Here is an 18,742-nt window from a genome sequence, read left to right as displayed (position 1 = left end):
GGAATAATTCAAAACTAAAAAGTTAATGAAATTTGTTAAATGCCTCCTATTTCTTTTTATTACAAGTGCCGTTTTTTCTCAGAAAAATTCGGAATTAAGCAATAAAAAATATGTTTTATTACAAGATAAAGTGAGGTTATATGCAAATTCTAATGCAGATAGTGCTCTTGTTTTTGTAAATAAAATAGAGAAATCGAGTAACTATTTACATAAAGGTTTTGCAAGTGGAGCCAAAGCATATTTGTTTCAAATTAAAGGAGATAGTGTTAAATCAAATCAGTATTACCAGCAAGCTTTTGTGTTTTTAGGAAAACTAAAGCAGTCAAAAGAAAAAAGGATATTGAATAGTGATCTATTAAATTATGGAGGACTTATAGATTGGAGGAAAAACAATCTAAAAGCCGCTTTTGATAAATTTGAAAAAGGTTTAAATATTGCTAAGAAGGAGAATGATTTAATACGAATGGTCAAATTCTACATGAATATTTCATTAATTAATATAGAAGTAGGTAATTATAAATCGGCAATTTTATCTCTCAAAGAGTCAAATAAAATAACAGATAAGATTAAATATTCATTTTCGGAAGAAAAATTCACAAACTACAAGAGTAATATTAATTTTAATTTAGGACGAGCCTTTGAGAAGGCTTACGGGAAAAATTATTCTAATCCGAAGCTTTTAGATTCAGCAAAACAGTACTACACAAAAGCAATTTTATATTCTAATAACTATTTAAATACAAAACTAAATTCTAAAATGAGTTTAGGGAATATTTATTTTATGAAGCATGATTTGGCTAATGCCGAAAAGATATATTACGATGTCTTGTTGTTTAGTGAAGAGAATAAATTACTTCCCGAGTTATTTTCTGCTAGTTACAATCTGGGAAGTTTATTCTTTGAAACAAAAGAATACGATAAGTCATTGTATTTTTTCAAAAAAGTAGATTCTATATATAACCTTACCAAGGTAGATGACTTGTATTATATTAACTCTAATTATTATTTAGCCAAGATTTATACCATCAAAAATGAACCTCAAGAAGCATTAAAATATTCTGAAAAATACTTTGATAAGTTCGAGACCATTCAGTCAAAAATTGATAATGAAGCTTTAGAAGTTAATTTTCGATTGGGTAATGTGAATGTCAAAAAAGAGATGGAAGAGCTTCAGTTTAAAAATCGGAATAAAATTAGATTTTGGAATTTGATGATTTTTATTCTTGTAGGACTGGTGATTGTTTTGGTTGTTTTGTACGTAAAAAGTATTAAGAAAAAAAGAGAAACAGACAGAAAAGTAAATGCTTTAATCGAAGAGTATAAACAAAGATTAGAGTTGAATAATACAATTCCAGAAGTAATAAATGAGACTGAAGTCGTTATAGATAGTGTACCTAAAATGGTTGCTAAAATGAATTTAGATTTAGAGAAGGAAGAAGAAATATTCGAAAAATTAAAACAGTTAGAAAAGAAGTTTTATTATCTAAGTTCAGATTTTACTCAACAATCTGTAGCTAAGAAAATTAAGACAAACACCAGTTATTTATCTTATGTTGTCAATAAGAGGTTTGGTAAAACTTTTAGTGAATATTCAAATGAATTAAAGATTAATTATGTTATCAACGAATTAATAACTAATCCAAAATATAGAAAATATTCAACTCAGGCGCTGGCCGAAAGCGTAGGTTTTAAAAATGCTATTTCTTTTACGAAATCATTTAGCAAAAGGACAGGTATAACACCTACTCAGTTTAGTAAAAAATTGGAAGGCGAAAAGGTTTCTTAATATCTGATAAAAATAAATGTTTTTTTTTATTTTATTGTTATTGAGTTTAGTTGTTGGTAATGTGTGTTTTAAGGGCGAATGTGTTGTTTTTTTTAAATGCAATTTATAAATTGTGAGAGTAATGATTTTTTTTGCATTTCTAAAATAATAATATTTGTGAAGAATTAAGCATTGTCAGTATGGTTTGAAGTCATTAATTATAATTGTTTAATTTTTATGATATTTCTAAGGAAAAATAATAATTCAATTTTTAGTTGTTATAAAATATTATCTAAAAATTTAAATAAACTTTGCCTAGAGAATGGGTATATGAAACCATAAGATATCTTTAAAATTTTTAGAATTAATATGTGAGATTTTATTATAAAAATAGAAGATTTCAAATGTTAAAACTATAACTGATCGTCATGTGAAAGATGATGAATGCATACTATTTAGAGTGACAGGTCATGAGGTAAAAGATTTTTTGTCGTAATGCAAACTACTGGGATAGTGCTTTTAAATTTTTAAGTTAGTATGGGATATAGAATAAGGGGAGTCACGGCTAAATCCATTCTTAAGATAAGTTGTTAAGCCAATTGAAAATCATCCTGTGAACAGCATTGTTTTTGCTTATTGATTTCGTTATTGAAGTTTTAGAGAGAAAACAAAAAAGGAAGAAGTTGTGAAAGTAAAATCCATGGGAGTTATTTTGATAACATAATAGGAAAAGTAAGTGTTGATCCTAGAACGACTTTAAGTCATTTTGATCTAATTAAAACTCCACGTAAAAATTTAGTAATTTTCATTATATAATTAATAAAATGTTAAAAAAATTTGTTGTTATAATTTGCATAATTTCATGCAATTGTTCTGCGCAGGTAAGCTTTTCTTATGAAAAGGAGCTTGAAGAAAAGGAAAATTATAGATATTATGACATCTCTTCTTTTCAAGAAAAGGATCATTTTGTCTTAAGAGGTTCATTGATAACTCCCTTAGCGGATTTTAATAAAGTTGTTGTCATTGTTCCAGGATCAGGGAAAGATACAAGAAATTGTCACTTTAAATTAGCAGAGGAAATGCTAAAGAATAACATTGCTGTTTTTAGATATGATGAAAAAGGTCTTGGTAAATCAGAAGGTAAGTATGGTGCTAGAAACGGAATTACAAGTAAGTCTTGGGATTTATATTATTTAATTAAGACCCTGCAACAAAATGAAAACTTGAAAAACAAAAAAATTGGATTGATTGGTCATAGTGAAGGAGGTATGATTGCTATTGGTGCTATCGAAAAAGGAATAAAAGTTGATTTTTTGCTTCAGTGGGCAGTTCCTATTCAGAAATATGGAGCATTTTTTAAGTATCAAATTAAAACAGGATTTAACAAACAAGAAAAAAATCTCCTATATTCTGACGACGAAACTAAATATTTAGTGATGGATAATATTGATCAAGTAATTGAAGAAAATGCTACATTGGATATTGATGAATTAAGAAAAACAATTAAGAAATCCTTAAAGAAATCTGGGTTCAAAGAAAAGCAGTTTGGGTGGTATATTAGTTCTCCATCATATATGGACGCATTGAGGACCAATAATGAATCTACATATAAAAATATTGAAATTCCTATGTTGTACGTTATTGGAGACGCTGACAAACAGGTTGAGCCAAATGCGAACATTGATTTATTAAAATCATTTCATAATTCAAAAATTGGGATAAAAGTATTTGATGGGCTAAATCATTATTTAAATCATGATGAATTAAAGTCAATGAGTCAGAATGTTTATGCAATTAATAAACATGCTGAAAAATATATAATAAACTGGATTTTAACTCAAAACTAATTGATTGCATTTTGAAGGATACAATATATTACAAGGCGTTTAATCATTTTATACTTAGAACGTCATATCTATCACTGTCAGAAATCGAAAATCTTACAAAAGTATTTGCTTAACAATGAAGATGTTTCTGAGGCTATTTGTATAGCATCTCCTGAATTACACCAAGAAATGTTAAAAATTATTAATAATGATTCTTTAGAAGTTTCAAAGAGTCTAATTCTTTCTTTGGCAAAATATGTGATTAGAATGGGAGCTAGATGTACTCCATTCGGATTATTTAGTGGATGTTCGATGTTCAATTGGAGATTTGGTAAAACTTTTAGTGAATATTCAAATGAATTAAAGATTAATTATGTTATCAACGAATTAATAGCGAATCCAAAATATAGAAAATATTCAACTCAGGCGCTTGCCGAGAGTGTAGGTTTTAAAAATGCTGTTTCTTTTACAAAATCCTTTAGTAAAAGAACTGGAGTAACACCAACTCAGTTTACTAAAAAACTAGAAACTACAGAATTCTGAGGGTAAAACTGTAGTTTCTAATTTATTCCTCTACTAAGTTTGACCAGGAGGTCTCACTGTTCCTGGCGGGATAATACTTGCTATCATTTTAGGATCTGTAGTAGGATCTGTTATTGGTTCTTCACCTCCAATAACCATTTTGTAATGTTTTTTCGGAAGTTCATTTTTTTTAAAATCGTTCAATGTTAAGGCAGACTTTTTCATATGTTTATTTGTTAGAATATCAAAATTAGGTAAAAGCTATTGTGATAATTTGGATTGTAGTTTTGGTAATGTTTTCTCGTTTTTGATTTCTGTAAATATCTGATTTATATTTAATTAAGCGTGTTTAAAATGCTTAACTATTTATAAATTATGTATTCATTTTTTTTATAAAATTGAAAATTTAACTTTTTTTATCTGAAAGATTAGTAATATTTGTGATGTTCCTTTTCGTAATAATTAAGATTATCACCATGATTAAATTAGTTGACAAGTACCTTGAATTGAATAATTTTTTAAACGCTAAAAAGGAGTTCGAGGATCTGTTCCTTTCGCATCCCAACTATCCAAGTCTTTTTGCTATTACAGATTCATTAAATACATTATCAATAGATAATATTGTTATAAAAGTTCCAAAAGAACAATTGAATGAATTACCTAATTCTTTTCTAGCAATTTTTAATAATGATCTAGTTCTGGTTGATAAAACAGAATCTTCTGTTGTGATTGAAACAGAAAAAGGAAAGAGAGTTACATTAGCGATTGATGATTTTTCAGAGGGTTGGAATGGTGTGGTATTGGCAATAGAGGCAAATGAAGCTCAAGAAGAAAAAATCGTAAGTGAAAACCCTAAGTGGTTAAAATACGGTATTTTGTTTTTAGCATTAATTGTGTTGTCTAGTTTCTATAATGATTATAAAATATATGACTATGGTCTTTTAATTACATCCTTGTTAGGATTGTTAATTAGTGTTTTTATTGTTCAAGAAAAATTTGGTATCGATAATCAGATTGTTTCTAAGTTGTGTAATATTAATCCAAGTACTTCTTGTGAATCGGTTATTAAATCAGACAATGAAGGGGCTAATAAATGGTTTGGCTTTTCTGATTTACCGTTACTCTTTTTTATGACTTCAGTACTAGCAATATTAATAGGATCAACAAATTCTTTTCTTGTTGGTTTTCTTAGTTTAATGGCTTTGCCAGTGATTGTATATTCTATTTGGGTTCAGAAATTTCAAGTAAAAAAATGGTGTGTATTGTGTTTGTCTATTTCTGCTTTAATGATAATTCAAGGAATAGTATGGGCTTTTGAATCTGGCTTTAGACTGAATTTCACATTGACTAATCTTTTTCAATATTTATTTTCTCTAATCGTTGTTTCGTCATTATGGTCTGTGGTAAAACCCGTTATTGAAGCTAGATTAAAAGCAGAGGAATCGGTAAAGAACTTAACTAAGTTTAGAAGGAACTTTACTCTCTTTGAATTCTTATCTAAAGAGATTACTACGCTAGAAGGGTTCGATAAATTAGAAGGAATACATTTTGGTAATAGTAATGCTACAGCGAAAATTTCTATAATAATAAGTCCGAGTTGTGGACATTGCCATAAGGCCTTTCAAGAAGCATTTGAATTAATTTGGAAATTTCCAGAGAAAATATCTTTAAATGTGCTTTTTAATATTAACCCTGATAATAATCAAAACCCTTATAAAGTTGTTGTAGAGAGGTTGTTAATGATTAATAATGTTAATCAGGAAAATATTGTAGAGGCAATATCTGATTGGCACATAAAAAAAATGGGATTGGAGCTATGGCTAAAAAAATGGACTGTCGATTCCATTTCTATGAAAGTTAATCAGCAAATTCAAGAGCAATATGATTGGTGTTCACAAAATGAATTTAATTATACACCAGTAAAAATTTTAAACACAAGGCTATATCCAAGTGAATATGAATTAAGTGAACTGAAATATTTTATTAATGATATTTTAGAAAACAACGAAACAATAGAGAGGGATTCTTTAGTGTATATGTAAAAATGCTTATGGAATTCTTACAAGTAATGACATAGCTTTATTTGTCTTAAAATGATTAGAAATATTAACAAATTCAAAAAAAACATTATGTTAAAAACCATTTTAAATTTAGCAGGAGTACAAGAATTAACAAGAAGTGAGCAAAAAACTTTTCATGGAGGTAGAGCTTGTAACCTTGATGGTTCATGTCCAACAGGAAGTAAATGTGTATCTGATTGTAAGTTTAATGAGATTTGTAGGCCAAATAGTTATGCCGAGTGTTAATCATCTCAGACTAGACATAGGTTTACTTTTTATGTCTTAGTTTTTAAATATAGACACAAGCTTCAAGTGTCTTAAAATGATTGAAGTAATAACAAAATCAAAAAACCAAATCATGTTAAAATCAATTTTAAAATTAAAAGGAGCTCAAGTATTGACTGCAAATGAGCAAAAATCTATTAATGGAGGTGCTAAAACATGTCAAGCTGGAGAAAGTATCGTATGCTGTCCAAATCAGAATATATGTGTATGTGCTCCACCAAATACTGTTTGCATGGAAATTTAGGAATTTATGTAATTAAATAGAATCTTAAATTTCAAATGTTTTCAAATAAGTCAAAGTATTAACAAAATCAAAAACCAAATTATGTTAAAGAATATTTTAAATTTAGAAGGAGTTCAAAGAATAGCTAAAAATGCGCAAAAAGAGATTAATGGTGGGCAAATTCCGCCAGACGGAGAATGTAATTCTTATGTTATCCTAAATCTAGATGAAGAATCTTGCATGAGATATAATCGTAATTATAGACCGATGTATATTGGAGATAATCAATGTTCAATTATGATGGCTCCTTGTTAGGAAATTATAATTTAAATGATAGTTTTAATTAATCATAATCTCTTATTATTTAATTAAAATATCCTTAAAAATAGTAAAATATTAATCAAATTTTAAAAATATCAGTTATGTTAAAATCAATTTTAAAATTAAAAGGTGCTCAGGAATTAACTAAAAATGAGCAAAAGGATATTAACGGCGGATGGGTTCCTGAACCAGGTAAATTTTGTCCAAGTGGTACATGTCAATATTTTGAAGGAGGGCCATGCAGAAGACCATCTGATCTTTGTATTTAATTTTTTTAAATAGTCGTTAAATAGCTTCGATTCAGTTAAAAGAGAATGGAGCAGTAACTAATCCCAAAATAATAAATTATGCTAAAAGATATTTTAAATCTAAAAGGAGTTCAAAAAGTAACGAAGATTGAACAAAAGGCAATTAAAGGAGGTACTGAAAAACCTAAGGATACTTGTGCGCCAGTTGGTGGTGTAGAATATTGTTGGGCGGATAACGCTATGGGGAGATGTGTTCCTTGTAATGGACAATAAAGTAGTTGAAAACAAAATAAAAGTAAGTTTTAAATAATCATATTTTAAAAAAAAATCAATTATGTTGAAAAGTATTTTAAATCTAAAAGGCGCTCAAGAGTTAACTAAAAATGAGCAAAAAGTTGTTAATGGAGGTGCATGTGTTATTCTTTGTTGTCCAGATGTAGAATGTGTGTGCGTACCAAGAGGAACTGCATGTATGTTGTAATAAATAAGAATATAAGTGTCTAGTTCTAGTCACTATAGTGTAGTATTAACCTAAAATTATATATCATGTTAAAAACAATTTTAAACTTAGAAGGAGCTCATAAGCTAACCAAAAATGAACAAAAAATGATTAGTGCAGGTGGCGCTCCTATTTGCGAAACTGGATTTTGCGCACGTAAAGTATTAGTAGAGGGTGAATTAGAATGGCGTTGTGTGCCTTGTTAATTCAATTTGTTCAATTCTAATAGATATATCATGTTAAAGAATATTTCAAAAATAAAAGGTGCTCAAGAATTAACCGAAAATGAGCAAAAAAGTATTCAAGGAGGGCAAACAAACTGGGAGGTTTGTTGTCCTGAAGATGGTATTGCATATCCTGATTGTAGGTATATTGAATGCCAAGTTTAGTTTTCACTACATTGTGTTAAAGCGTTGAACGCTTAAGTTAATTCCTGTTAGGATATTCAAACGGGTTTAGAGAAAACTAATATAGTAATGAGCAAAAAAATCAAAGGATGTACTGTTTATTTTAGCAAGATTGTTTTTTGAAAATTATGCTCGTTGTAGGAAATATTGATGTTTTTATTAATTAATTCTAAAAGTTATTTTATTATGTTAAAAGCTATTTTAAATTTAGAAGGAGCTCAGAAATTAACTAAAAATGAGCAAAAAAGTATTCAAGGAGGTTTGATGGATTGTATTGATCCTTCTACAAATACATGTAAAAGATATCATAGATCTTGTGCGCCTCCTTGTCGTATAGAGCTTATAGATCCACCGATTGAGCCTTAAGTAAAGGACTTGATCAAGGTTTTAATTTAAACGACGAGTCATAAATGTTTTAGGAGTTTGTTGTTAAATATATTTCTAAAATAAAATTATAATTTGTTAAGAGTTAGTTTATTCTTATTGGAAAAGATGATAAAGAGGATGTAATTTCCTCTTTATTATTTTATATTAGGTTGTGAAAAAAAATGCTATATTGTCCTTGTAAAACAAGATTTAAAATTGAAAAAATTCCCAAATTATATACAAGCAGATTTTAAGGACTGCGGACCTACCTGTTTGAAAATTATAGCCAAGTATTATGGAAAGTCCATAAATATCCAAGAGCTACGTGATTATAGTGAGACCACACGAGAAGGGAGTAATTTGTTATTTTTAAGCGATGCAGCTGAGAAAATTGGCTTTAGAACTTTAGGGGTAAAGCTGAATGTGCAAAGTTTAGAAGAAGCTCCGTTGCCTTGTGTCTTGCATTGGAACAAAGAACATTATGTTGTCCTTTATAAAATAAAAAAAGGGGTTTATTATATTTCAGATCCAGCCTTTGGATTGATAGAATATAATCAGAAAGACTTTATTAAATTTTGGATAGGAAATAATGCAGATAATTCTACACAAGAAGGAATCGCTTTATTGTTAGAGGCTACTCCGCGCTTTTTTCAATCAGACTTTGATAAAGAAGATAAAAAAGGCTTAGGATTTGGATTGTTATCGCAATATGTTTTACGATATAAATCGTTTTTAATTCAGTTGAGTATAAGTTTGCTAGCGAGTAGTTTGTTGCAGCTTATTTTTCCTTTTCTTACCCAGAGTATTGTCGATGTTGGAATACAAAATCAAAACATACATTTTATTTATTTAATTCTGTTTGCGCAACTCTTTCTTTTTGCAGGAAGGACAGGATTGGAACTTATAAGGAGTTGGATATTATTGCATTTATCCACACGAATAAATATCTCTTTAATTTCGGATTTCTTCATTAAGTTAATGAATTTGCCAATCTCATTTTTTGATGTGAGGATGACAGGAGATATCATGCAACGAATAAACGACCATCGTCGTATAGAAAGAATTCTTACCACTTCATCGTTAAATGTATTGTTCTCAGTAATCAATATGATTATAATGGGTGGCGTTTTGGCTTATTATAATCTTCAGATATTCTTAGTGTTTTTTGCGGGAAGTATATTGTATTTCGGATGGATAACCTTATTCTTAAAACGAAGAGAAGAACTTGATTATAAGCGATTTTCTGAGGTTAGTCAGGAGCAAAGTAAAGTTATGGAACTTATAAACGGAATGCAGGAAATAAAACTGCATAATGCCGAAAAGCAAAAAAGATGGGGTGGGAATATGTACAGGCAAGGCTGTTTCGTGTTTCTATAAAAGGATTGGTTTTAGAGCAAACACAAACAATAGGGTCATCAGTTATTAATGAATTAAAGAATATTTTTATAATTTTCCTTTCGGCAAAATTGGTAATCGATGGTCAGATTACACTTGGGATGATGTTGGCTATAAGTTCTATTGTAGGAAGTTTAAATGGACCCATTACCCAACTTATTGAGTTTGTACGAGAAGTACAAGATGCAAAAATATCATTAGCTCGTTTATCCGAAATCCATGATAAAGAAGATGAGGTGCAACAAGAAGAGCATCAGACACAAGATGTTCCACAAGATAGTGATATAATCATCAAAGAGTTGTCGTATCGATATTTAGGTTCAGATATTCCAGTTTTAGATAGTCTAAACCTAATTATTCCTGCGCACAAAGTAACTGCTATTGTAGGTGTCAGTGGAAGCGGAAAAACTACTTTAATGAAGTTATTGCTAAAATTCTATGAGCCTAATAATGGCGAAATTAATTTAGGGAATACCCAACTTAAAAATATTTCGCAAAAAGCATGGCGTAATAACATCGGAGCAGTTATGCAAGAAGGGTTTATTTTTAGTGATACAATTGCTAATAATATAGCAATTGGAGTTGATAAAATAGATAAAGAACGATTGATGTATGCTGCAGATGTGGCCAACATAAAAGAATATATCTCTAGTTTGCCACTTGGTTATAATACCAAGATAGGGTCAGAAGGTGTTGGTATGAGTACAGGGCAAAAACAACGATTATTAATTGCAAGGGCGGTTTATAAAAATCCAGAAATGTTATTTTTTGATGAGGCAACTTCAGCATTAGATGCCAATAATGAAAAAGCTATAATGGGAAAATTAGATATTTTTTTCAAAGACAAAACGGTTGTGGTAATTGCACACAGATTAAGTACAGTAATGAATGCTGATCAGATTGTTGTTCTAGACAAAGGAAAGATTATCGAAATTGGAAGTCATTCAGCATTAGTAGAACAAAAAGGGAATTATTTTGAATTGGTTCGTAATCAATTGCAATTAGGAAATTAAAACATGGCAGAAGACAACACAAAATTTGAATTAAGAAGCGAAGAAGTGCAAGATATTCTTACTCGAGTGCCACATTGGATGATACGATGGGGAACGGTTTTAATCTTTGCTATAATATGTATGTTATTTTTTGTTTCCTGGTTTCTTAAATATCCAGATGTAGTAAGCACAGAGATAAGTATAACTACATCTATACCACCTGAGAAATTAGTGGGAAAAACTACAGGTAGAATCGAAGCGATTTTAGTAAAAGATAAAGAAAAAGTGGCAAAAAATACACCACTTGCAATTATTGAAAATGCAGCAAATTATAAAGACGTCTTTATTTTAAAGAACACAGTAGATAATTTTAATATAAATGACAGAAATAAAGAGTTTCCTTTTGCTCTGTTAAATAATATGCAGTTTGGTGAGTTAGAAAGTGCTTATGGAGTATTTCAAAAAGATTATGCAGCCTGGAAGCTTAATGAAAACTTACAGCCTTTTCAAGTAGAAAATAATGCTCAAAAGTCTGAGCATACTCAAATTAAAGAGCGATTAGCTATTTTGCAACAACAAAAAAGCATTAATGAAAGCGAATTGCAACTCCAAAAGAATGATGTAAGCCGTTTCGAAGCTTTATATTCAAAAGGAGTTATTTCGACACAGGATCTGGAAAATAAAAAGATAAGTTATCTTCAGGCAGATAAGAATTATAAAGGGCTGCTTTCATCGATATCGCAGTTGAAATCGGCACTTATAGAAAACTCTAGATCAAGTCAGGGTACGAGAATAAGCGGAACCAAAGAAGAAGTGAATTTAGAGCGTAGCTTAATGCAATCTTATTATCAGTTAAAAAAAGGAATCAAAGATTGGGAGTTGGCTTATACATTAAGATCATCAATTCCAGGTGTTGTTACTTTTTTACAAGTATGGACAGAGAATCAAACAATTACTTCGGGGGAGAATGTTTTTTCGATTATTCCAGATACCGAAAAAGGATATATTGGCAAAGCCAAAGCGAAGGCTCAGAATTCAGGGAAAATTAAATTAGGACAACAAGTTAATATTCGATTATTTAATTTTCCAGATAGGGAATTTGGTGTCATCAGAGGTAAGGTTAAAAATATTTCACTTATTCCAGATAAAGATGGAGATCTATTGTTGGATATCTCACTCACTAAGGGATTAGAAACATCATATAATAAGAAGATTCCTTTCCAGCAGGAAATGAAAGGAAATGCTGAAATTGTAACTGAAGATCTTCGATTGCTAGAAAGAATACTATATCAATTTAAAAGTCTTTTTAGACAGAATTAGAATTTAGTTGTATTGATTTTTTGTCTGTTTTAAATCAGTGAAATCTTGGGTTGAAAATTTAACAAAATTGACTCCTTATGTTTGTTGTTTTTAGTTATGTGTCTATCTTTTACGTAGTTATATTGTTATCTTTCATTTTGGTTTTTTTAATATTCCATGTGTTTGTTTGAAAAAGTTATTTGAAGATACTATTCTGTTTAAAGCTGATAATTTGTTTGAGCTTGAAAATAGATTTAAAATATTCTTGCGCGAGATTAGACATAAGACTCAAATGTCTTTAAGTGGTTGGGTTATTAACGAAACTATAAAATCTAAATTATGTTAAAAAGCATTTTAAACTTAGAGGGTACACAGAAATTAACCAAAAGCGAACAAAAATTAATTAACGGAGGAGCAGTAGGAGATTGGACATATTCCGAACAAACAGGTTATTGTGTCTATTCTGTTGAGGCTTGTGGTTTTGGTGTTTATCCGAAGAGATATCCTGGAAACTGGTGTTGCCAAAAAAAGTTTTTAAAAAGATACTAGAGAGGAAGTTCTCTTTCTCTCTTTTTATTTACATCTTTAAATAAAAGTCCTTAGTTAATTCGATATATTCTGGAGTATAAACATGTCTTTCTGTTTCGATAATTAACTCGTCGATAGAGATAGTTGTCTTTTCAATGCGATTAAAGGCTAATAAACTACGTTTTATGTCGCTTGTGGGTGTTCCTTTCACTCGCGTAATTTTGAATGGAAATAATTCGAATTCTTTCGCTAGCGTAATAAACCTATCTTCTTCTTTAAATGGAGTAATTACTGAAAAGATACCGTTTTCTGAAAGTAACAAATCGGCTGCTTCAATTAAATCTTCAAAAGGCATAGCGTCTTGAAAACGGGCTAAATCTCTCTGTTCATTATCAGTTTTGTAATCTTCACTATAGAAAGGTGGATTCGAAACGATAATGTCATATTCATCTTCTGGTTCCTCCATGAATTCATCTAGTCCAGCATGATAGCAGAATAGTCTGTCGTTCCAAGGAGCATTCTCAAAATTGTCTACCGCTTGTTCGTAAGCAGTTTCGTCAATCTCTAAAGCATCAATTTGTTCAGCAGTTGTTCTTTGAGCTAGCATTAAAGCAATAAGACCTGTTCCGGCTCCAATATCTAAGATGCTAAAAGGATGATTGGTTATAGGAGTCCATGCGCCTAATAAAACTCCATCAGTGCCAACCTTCATAGCAGTTTTATCTTGTTGAATAGAAAATTGCTTGAATTGAAACATAATGAGTTATGATTGTAGATTAACGATTTTTGATTTCGCTGAAAAAAACTGAATATTTAAAAAAGAGAACTGAATACTTCTCTATAGGTACATTTCAACTAAGCCTTCAGGTAAATTCATGATAACTTTTTTGTTGTCACGATCTATTTTTACCAAGAAATGATCAATCATGGGGATTAACATTTCTACTTCGCCATTAATAACTTCAAAAAGAGGTTGTGCTGTAGTGTCGTTTACGGAAGCTATTTTTCCAAAAATACCTAAGCGTTGGTCTTCTATTTCAAATCCGATAACTTCGTGGAAATAAAATTTGTTACCAGTAAGTTTTGGTAACATACTTAAAGGAAGGTAAATTGCGTTGCCTATAATGGCATCAGCATCTTCCTCGGTGGTCATATCTTCAAAACGAATTCTTAAGAAATCGTTTTTGTGTAATGAACTAGTTTCAATAAAAAAAGGAACCAAGTGTTTGTCGCATTCGACAAACACTGATTCCAAGTTTTCGTATAACTCAGGTTCGTCTGTGTCTAGATAAGCCAAGACTTCACCTTTGAAACTAAATTTTTTAGCGATTTTACCTAAATAAAAACATTCTTCTTTACGCATTCCCGCTAATTATAATTATGCTTCAGTTGTTTCGTTATTTTCTTCAGCAGCAGGAGCTTCTTCAGCAACTTCTTCTGTAGCAGGTGTAGCAGCAGCTATAGCGTCAGCTTCAGCTTTTGCAGCAGCAGCTAAACGTTTTGCGTTTACATCTTGTTCAGCTTTGAAAGCTTTAGCTTTAGCATCAGCTTGCGCTTTTGTTAAACCATCTTTCTTAGCATCAACTTTTCCAGCTTTAGCTTCTAACCAAGCAGCTAATTTTGCATCAGCTTGCTCTTGAGTTAAAGCACCTTTGCGAATACCACCTTCAAGGTGATGTTTCAACAAAGCTCCTTTGTAAGAAAGAATTGCTTTAGCAGTATCAGTTGGTTGCGCACCGTTGTTTAACCATTTAACTGCACTATCAAGGTTTAAGTCGATAGTTGCTGGGTTTGTGTTTGGATTGTAAGTACCAATTTTCTCTAAGTATTTACCATCTCTTTTTGAGCGTGCATCTGCAGCTACAACCCAGTAAAAAGGTTTTCCTTTTTTACCGTGTCTTTGTAATCTAATTTTTACTGACATAATCGTATGATTAAATTTTGAGGTACTCGACCTCTGTTAATTAAGGGTGCAAAGATATAATTTTATTCTGAATTACAATTTCTTATTTATGATTAAAAATTTAAGTGCCTAATTAGTCGGTTTTTTATGCTTCTTTTAAGAGTGCTATTTGATGATTTTGTTTTTTAATTAATAATTTTGCTGAAATTTTAATAGAATTATGAGAAAATGGGTCTTTTTACTGTCTTTATTCGTGTTGTTTGTTTCTTGCGACAAGGAAGAGGTGGTGTCTAATAATCCTGCTTTTCAAACTCTAAAGGATAATGTTTTTTGGAGAGCTGCGAATTTTAGTGCAAGCATTGACAGTGATGGTAAGCTTATTATTATAGGTAATTTGGGTAGTGAGAGTGTTATTTTGCAAACTGCTTTGGCAGAAGTCCAGACTTATGTTTTAGGCATTGATGATATTTCTACTGCTACCTATACAAGTACATTGTCAAAAAAAGGAGTTTTATATAAAACGGGAAAGGAATTAGGAAGTGGTCAGATAGTTATTACTCAGTATAATAAAGAAATGAATACTATTTCAGGAACTTTTACATTTGTAGCACCAGACAATAAAGATATTATGGCAGTCGAAAAATCGGCTCGTTTTAAAGAAGGAGTTTTTTATAAAGTACCAGTTACTTTGACTAATTCATCTGATTAGATAATTTTAAAAGTTATGAAAAAAGTATTTGAGAGTCTTCTTACTTTTTTTTATTGATAATAAAAACATAAATAAGCTAATTTATAGTAGATTAGAAAAAAATAAGATTACATTTGTTGCATATTATAAATAAGTACATATGAATATTTTTGTTGGAAGCCTTCCATTCAGTATTGAGGAAGCAGATTTAAGAGAGTCTTTCGAGGCTTACGGAGCAGTTGATTCAGTTAAAATCATTACTGATAAATTTACTGGAAGAAGTAAAGGATTCGGTTTTGTTGAAATGACAAATGATGATGAGGCTCAAAAAGCGATTGACGAATTGAACGGAGCTACTGTTCAAGGACGTGCAATCGTTGTAAACAAATCTGAGCCAAAACCAGAAGGCGAAAGAAGAAGTTTTAATAACAACCGTGGAGGAAATGATTCTCGTGGTGGTTATGGTGGAAACAACCGTGGTGGAGACAACCGTGGAGGTGGAAACAGAGGAGGATATTAATATTTTTTTCTAAGATATAAAAAAAGGTGTCAATATTTTGACACCTTTTTTGCGTTATAGAATTTTGCTTTAAGTTTTATTTGTTTCAAATTCTACGTTATGAAACTTTAAACAAAATAGATGTTATAAGTTTGCAACTAACCAATCTCCAACTTCGCTGGTCTTGTATGCTTTGGTTCCTTTTGGGGCTAAGTCCTCAGTAACGATTCCTTGTTCGAGTGATTTGTTAACAACCGCTCTAATTGCTTCTGCTTCGTCTTTCAGTCCGAAAGCATCTTCAAACATCATAGCTGCAGATAATACAGTAGCTAGTGGATTGGCAATATTTAATCCGGTTGCTTGTGGATATGAGCCATGTATTGGCTCATATAATGAAGTATGTTCTCCAACAGATGCAGAAGGCATTAATCCCATTGAACCTGAAATTACCGATGCTTCATCAGTTAAAATATCTCCAAATAAATTTTCGGTAATCAATACATCATATGAGTTTGGCCATTGTACTAATCGCATTGCAACAGCATCAACAAATTCATAAGAAACAGTTACTTCAGGGTAATCTTTTTCCATTGCTTGTACCGTTTCTCTCCATAAGCGTGATGTTTCAAGTACGTTTGCTTTATCTACGCAACATAATTTTTTGCTACGAGTCATTGCTAACTCGAAACCTTTTTTAGCCAAACGTTGTACTTCAGCTCTAGTATAAACACAATTATCGTAAGCAGTTTCTCCATTGTCTTTTCTGCCTTTTTCTCCAAAGTAAATACCTCCAGTTAATTCTCTTAAGAAAACTAAGTCAGTTCCTTCAATTCTTTCTCTTTTTAGAGGTGAATTGTCTATTAATGAAGGGAAAGTAAATGTTGGTCGAACATTAGCGAATAAACCTAGTTTTTTACGCATTAGCAATAAACCTTGTTCAGGTCGAACGGGAGCGCTAGGATCGTTATCATATTTTGGATGACCAATTGCTCCAAATAAAACCGCATCTGCTTTCATACAAATGTCGTGAGTCTCATCAGGATAAGGAACTCCAACAGCGTCAATTGCGCAAGCACCTGTAAGTGCTGGTGTCCATGTTATTTCATGATTGAATTTTTTTGCAATAGCATCAGATAATTTTACAGCTTCATTAATTACCTCAGGGCCAATTCCGTCTCCTGCTAAAAGGGCGATGTTAAATTTCATTTTTTTTTAAGTTTCTATGATTCTGAATTTCTAAGAATCTAAGTTTCATCTTAGTAAGTCAGAGATTTTATTTATAATATTTTGTTGTTAAGGTTCAAAGGCTAAAGCTAAAATGACAAAGATTGGAAACCTTTGTCCCTTCTTTAATTAGCTACATTAAGCATTTTTTGAGTAGCAATAATCGCAGCAACTGTTTGATCAGAATCTAATCCTCTGGTTTTAAATTCCTTTCCGTTATCTGTCCAGGTTATGATAGTTTCGCATAAAGCGTCAGAACTACTTCCTGGTGGGATTCGAACGGCATAATCAATCAACTTTGGTAAAGTCATTTTTTTGCTTTTGTAGATTTTTGTCAATGCATTCATGAAGGCATCAAACTGACCATCACCCTGTGCGTGTTCTTCTATGATTTCTCCATCAAGATTTAAACTTAATGTTGATGATGGACGTGTTCCTTTCGAGTGCATTAATACGTAAGACTGTATTGTAATTTTGTCTTGATAGGTATGACTGTCTAAAACGTCAGAAATGATATATGGTAAGTCCTCTTTGGTGACCGTTTCTTTTTTGTCTCCCAATTCGATAATACGTTGGGTAACCAGTTTTAAATCCTCTTGATTTAGTTTTAGTCCTAATTCCTGAAGGTTTTTTTCGATATTGGCTTTTCCGGAGGTTTTTCCGAGAGCGTATTTACGTTTTCTTCCAAAACGTTCTGGAAGTAAATCATTAAAATATAAGTTGTTTTTATTATCCCCATCAGCATGAATTCCTGCTGTTTGGGTAAATACATTGTCTCCAACAATTGGCTTGTTGGCAGGGATTCTGTATCCTGTAAATGTCTCAACTAATTTGCTAACAGAGTATAAAGAGGTTTCTTTTATGTTAATGCTTACTTCAGGTAAATAATCATTGATTACTGCTACGGTACTTTCGAGTGGTGCGTTTCCTGCACGTTCACCCATTCCGTTTACAGTGACGTGAAGACCTTTAATACCAGCTTTTATAGCTTCCATAACGTTAGCAACACTTAAGTCGTAATCGTTATGAGCATGAAAATCAAAATGGATATTAGGATATCTTGCTGTGATTTTTGAAATGAATTCAAAAGCTTGAGATGGGATTAATACGCCAAGAGTGTCCGGAAGCAAGATTCTTTTTACGGGTTGCTGTACTAAAAAATCTAAATATTGAAAAACATATTCAGGAGAATTGCGCATTCCGTTGCTCCAGTCTTCTAAGTAAACATTAGTTTCAATATTGTTTTGTTTTGCCAATGCAATAGTTTCTGCGATTTCAGAAAAATGCTGTTCAGGTGTTTTTTTTAATTGATGCGTTAGGTGATTTAAGGATCCTTTGGTTAATAAATTCTGAACCTTAGCTCCCGATTTTTTCATCCATTCAATAGAAAGTCCTCCGTCAACAAAAGTCAAAACTTCGATTCTGTTGGTGTATTCTTTTTCCTCTGCCCAAGACATGATGCCTTTTACACCTTGAAATTCACCTTCGCTAACACGTGCCGAAGCGATTTCTATTCGATCAATATTTAATTCTTCTAACAGTAATTGTGCAATGGTTAGTTTTTCTGCAGCAGAAAAAGACACTCCTGATGTTTGTTCTCCATCACGGAGTGTCGTATCCATTATTTCAATTTTTCTTTTTTCCATTGTAAACTTGGTGCTAATACCTATTTCTTTGTTTGAAATCGTATAA

23 protein-coding genes and 1 pseudogene are annotated in these 18,742 nt (G+C 31.2%); 18 read left to right on the top strand and 6 right to left on the bottom strand.

Features of this window, described 5'->3' with window-relative positions; translation table 11 throughout:
• The first annotated feature begins 25 nt into the window (after window positions 1-25).
• The 3 genes from EAG11_RS16140 (at window position 26) to EAG11_RS16130 (ending at window position 4,134) form a co-directional block, all read left to right on the top strand.
• On the top strand, window positions 26-1,786 hold the full coding sequence (locus tag EAG11_RS16140) for a helix-turn-helix domain-containing protein (RefSeq protein WP_129540057.1): 1,761 nt from the start codon (window positions 26-28) through the stop codon (window positions 1,784-1,786).
• A gap of 803 nt (window positions 1,787-2,589) precedes the next feature.
• The gene (locus tag EAG11_RS16135) at window positions 2,590-3,612 is read left to right on the top strand and encodes an alpha/beta hydrolase (protein WP_129540056.1); all 1,023 of its coding nucleotides are present in this window, start codon (window positions 2,590-2,592) and stop codon (window positions 3,610-3,612) included.
• 105 nt (window positions 3,613-3,717) lie between these two features.
• Complete coding sequence (locus EAG11_RS16130; RefSeq protein WP_242499181.1) at window positions 3,718-4,134, top strand: AraC family transcriptional regulator; 417 nt, start codon at window positions 3,718-3,720, stop codon at window positions 4,132-4,134.
• A 33-nt stretch (window positions 4,135-4,167) separates the two neighbouring features.
• Here the strand turns inward: EAG11_RS16130 and EAG11_RS21820 are convergent, their stop codons facing one another.
• Complete coding sequence (locus EAG11_RS21820; RefSeq protein WP_164998723.1) at window positions 4,168-4,338, bottom strand: hypothetical protein; 171 nt, start codon at window positions 4,336-4,338, stop codon at window positions 4,168-4,170.
• A gap of 251 nt (window positions 4,339-4,589) precedes the next feature.
• On the opposite strand from EAG11_RS21820, the gene EAG11_RS16125 reads away from it, so the two are divergent.
• The 13 genes and pseudogenes from EAG11_RS16125 to EAG11_RS16100 all read left to right on the top strand — a co-directional run bounded on the left by EAG11_RS16125 (window position 4,590) and on the right by EAG11_RS16100 (window position 12,757).
• Window positions 4,590-6,155 (top strand): vitamin K epoxide reductase family protein, encoded by a 1,566-nt coding sequence (locus EAG11_RS16125; RefSeq protein WP_129540054.1) that lies wholly within the window; start codon window positions 4,590-4,592, stop codon window positions 6,153-6,155.
• A gap of 87 nt (window positions 6,156-6,242) precedes the next feature.
• Window positions 6,243-6,419 (top strand): hypothetical protein, encoded by a 177-nt coding sequence (locus EAG11_RS21815; RefSeq protein WP_164998722.1) that lies wholly within the window; start codon window positions 6,243-6,245, stop codon window positions 6,417-6,419.
• Between the two features lie 112 nt (window positions 6,420-6,531).
• Window positions 6,532-6,702 (top strand): hypothetical protein, encoded by a 171-nt coding sequence (locus EAG11_RS21810; RefSeq protein ID WP_164998721.1) that lies wholly within the window; start codon window positions 6,532-6,534, stop codon window positions 6,700-6,702.
• An 81-nt stretch (window positions 6,703-6,783) separates the two neighbouring features.
• The gene (locus EAG11_RS16120) at window positions 6,784-6,996 is read left to right on the top strand and encodes a hypothetical protein (RefSeq protein ID WP_129540053.1); all 213 of its coding nucleotides are present in this window, start codon (window positions 6,784-6,786) and stop codon (window positions 6,994-6,996) included.
• Window positions 6,997-7,103: 107 nt separating this feature from the next.
• On the top strand, window positions 7,104-7,271 hold the full coding sequence (locus tag EAG11_RS21805) for a hypothetical protein (protein ID WP_164998720.1): 168 nt from the start codon (window positions 7,104-7,106) through the stop codon (window positions 7,269-7,271).
• Window positions 7,272-7,349: 78 nt separating this feature from the next.
• A complete protein-coding gene (locus tag EAG11_RS21800) occupies window positions 7,350-7,523 on the top strand; it encodes a hypothetical protein (protein WP_164998719.1) in 174 nt (57 codons plus the stop codon).
• A gap of 61 nt (window positions 7,524-7,584) precedes the next feature.
• Complete coding sequence (locus EAG11_RS21795) at window positions 7,585-7,731, top strand: hypothetical protein (RefSeq protein ID WP_164998718.1); 147 nt, start codon at window positions 7,585-7,587, stop codon at window positions 7,729-7,731.
• A gap of 65 nt (window positions 7,732-7,796) precedes the next feature.
• Window positions 7,797-7,955, top strand: a complete 159-nt coding sequence (locus tag EAG11_RS21790) for a hypothetical protein (RefSeq protein ID WP_164998717.1) — start codon at window positions 7,797-7,799, stop codon at window positions 7,953-7,955.
• A gap of 30 nt (window positions 7,956-7,985) precedes the next feature.
• A complete protein-coding gene (locus tag EAG11_RS21785; RefSeq protein ID WP_164998716.1) occupies window positions 7,986-8,138 on the top strand; it encodes a hypothetical protein in 153 nt (50 codons plus the stop codon).
• A 204-nt stretch (window positions 8,139-8,342) separates the two neighbouring features.
• Window positions 8,343-8,522, top strand: coding sequence for a hypothetical protein (locus EAG11_RS16115; protein WP_129540052.1), 180 nt, complete (start codon window positions 8,343-8,345; stop codon window positions 8,520-8,522).
• A 216-nt stretch (window positions 8,523-8,738) separates the two neighbouring features.
• Window positions 8,739-10,930: pseudogene (locus EAG11_RS16110) on the top strand (peptidase domain-containing ABC transporter).
• Window positions 10,931-10,933: 3 nt separating this feature from the next.
• Window positions 10,934-12,229 carry an HlyD family secretion protein gene (locus EAG11_RS16105; protein ID WP_129540051.1) on the top strand — a complete coding sequence of 432 codons (1,296 nt, stop codon included), beginning with the start codon at window positions 10,934-10,936 and terminating at the stop codon, window positions 12,227-12,229.
• Between the two features lie 318 nt (window positions 12,230-12,547).
• Window positions 12,548-12,757, top strand: coding sequence for a hypothetical protein (locus tag EAG11_RS16100; RefSeq protein ID WP_129540050.1), 210 nt, complete (start codon window positions 12,548-12,550; stop codon window positions 12,755-12,757).
• A gap of 28 nt (window positions 12,758-12,785) precedes the next feature.
• On the opposite strand, the gene EAG11_RS16095 is transcribed toward EAG11_RS16100, so the two are convergent.
• The 3 genes from EAG11_RS16095 to EAG11_RS16085 form a co-directional block, all read right to left on the bottom strand.
• Complete coding sequence (locus EAG11_RS16095; protein WP_129540049.1) at window positions 12,786-13,493, bottom strand: tRNA1(Val) (adenine(37)-N6)-methyltransferase; 708 nt, start codon at window positions 13,491-13,493, stop codon at window positions 12,786-12,788.
• A gap of 81 nt (window positions 13,494-13,574) precedes the next feature.
• Window positions 13,575-14,099 (bottom strand): ribosome maturation factor RimM, encoded by a 525-nt coding sequence (gene rimM, locus EAG11_RS16090; protein WP_129540048.1) that lies wholly within the window; start codon window positions 14,097-14,099, stop codon window positions 13,575-13,577.
• A gap of 15 nt (window positions 14,100-14,114) precedes the next feature.
• Complete coding sequence (locus EAG11_RS16085; protein WP_129540047.1) at window positions 14,115-14,660, bottom strand: 30S ribosomal protein S16; 546 nt, start codon at window positions 14,658-14,660, stop codon at window positions 14,115-14,117.
• Between the two features lie 199 nt (window positions 14,661-14,859).
• Here EAG11_RS16085 and EAG11_RS16080 point away from each other — a divergent pair, with 199 nt between their 5' ends.
• Together EAG11_RS16080 and EAG11_RS16075 are read left to right on the top strand one after the other, a co-directional pair.
• On the top strand, window positions 14,860-15,348 hold the full coding sequence (locus tag EAG11_RS16080) for a DUF6252 family protein (RefSeq protein WP_129540046.1): 489 nt from the start codon (window positions 14,860-14,862) through the stop codon (window positions 15,346-15,348).
• 139 nt (window positions 15,349-15,487) lie between these two features.
• Window positions 15,488-15,847, top strand: a complete 360-nt coding sequence (locus tag EAG11_RS16075) for an RNA-binding protein (protein WP_035621959.1) — start codon at window positions 15,488-15,490, stop codon at window positions 15,845-15,847.
• A gap of 123 nt (window positions 15,848-15,970) precedes the next feature.
• Here EAG11_RS16075 and leuB read toward each other — a convergent pair whose 3' ends face one another.
• Together leuB and EAG11_RS16065 are read right to left on the bottom strand one after the other, a co-directional pair.
• Window positions 15,971-17,032: a 3-isopropylmalate dehydrogenase gene (leuB, locus tag EAG11_RS16070; RefSeq protein ID WP_129540045.1), complete on the bottom strand. Its 1,062-nt coding sequence runs from the start codon at window positions 17,030-17,032 to the stop codon at window positions 15,971-15,973.
• A gap of 143 nt (window positions 17,033-17,175) precedes the next feature.
• Entirely contained in the window at window positions 17,176-18,696 is a 1,521-nt protein-coding gene (locus EAG11_RS16065) for an alpha-isopropylmalate synthase regulatory domain-containing protein (protein ID WP_129540044.1), read from the bottom strand.
• Between the last annotated feature and the right edge of the window lie 46 nt (window positions 18,697-18,742).

The sequence above is a fragment of the Flavobacterium sp. 140616W15 genome (genome assembly GCF_003668995.1).
In the GTDB taxonomy this organism is placed as follows: Bacteria; Bacteroidota; Bacteroidia; order Flavobacteriales; family Flavobacteriaceae; genus Flavobacterium.
The sequence above is the reverse complement of the archived record's forward strand: the minus strand, read 5'-3'. Positions and strand labels throughout refer to the sequence as shown.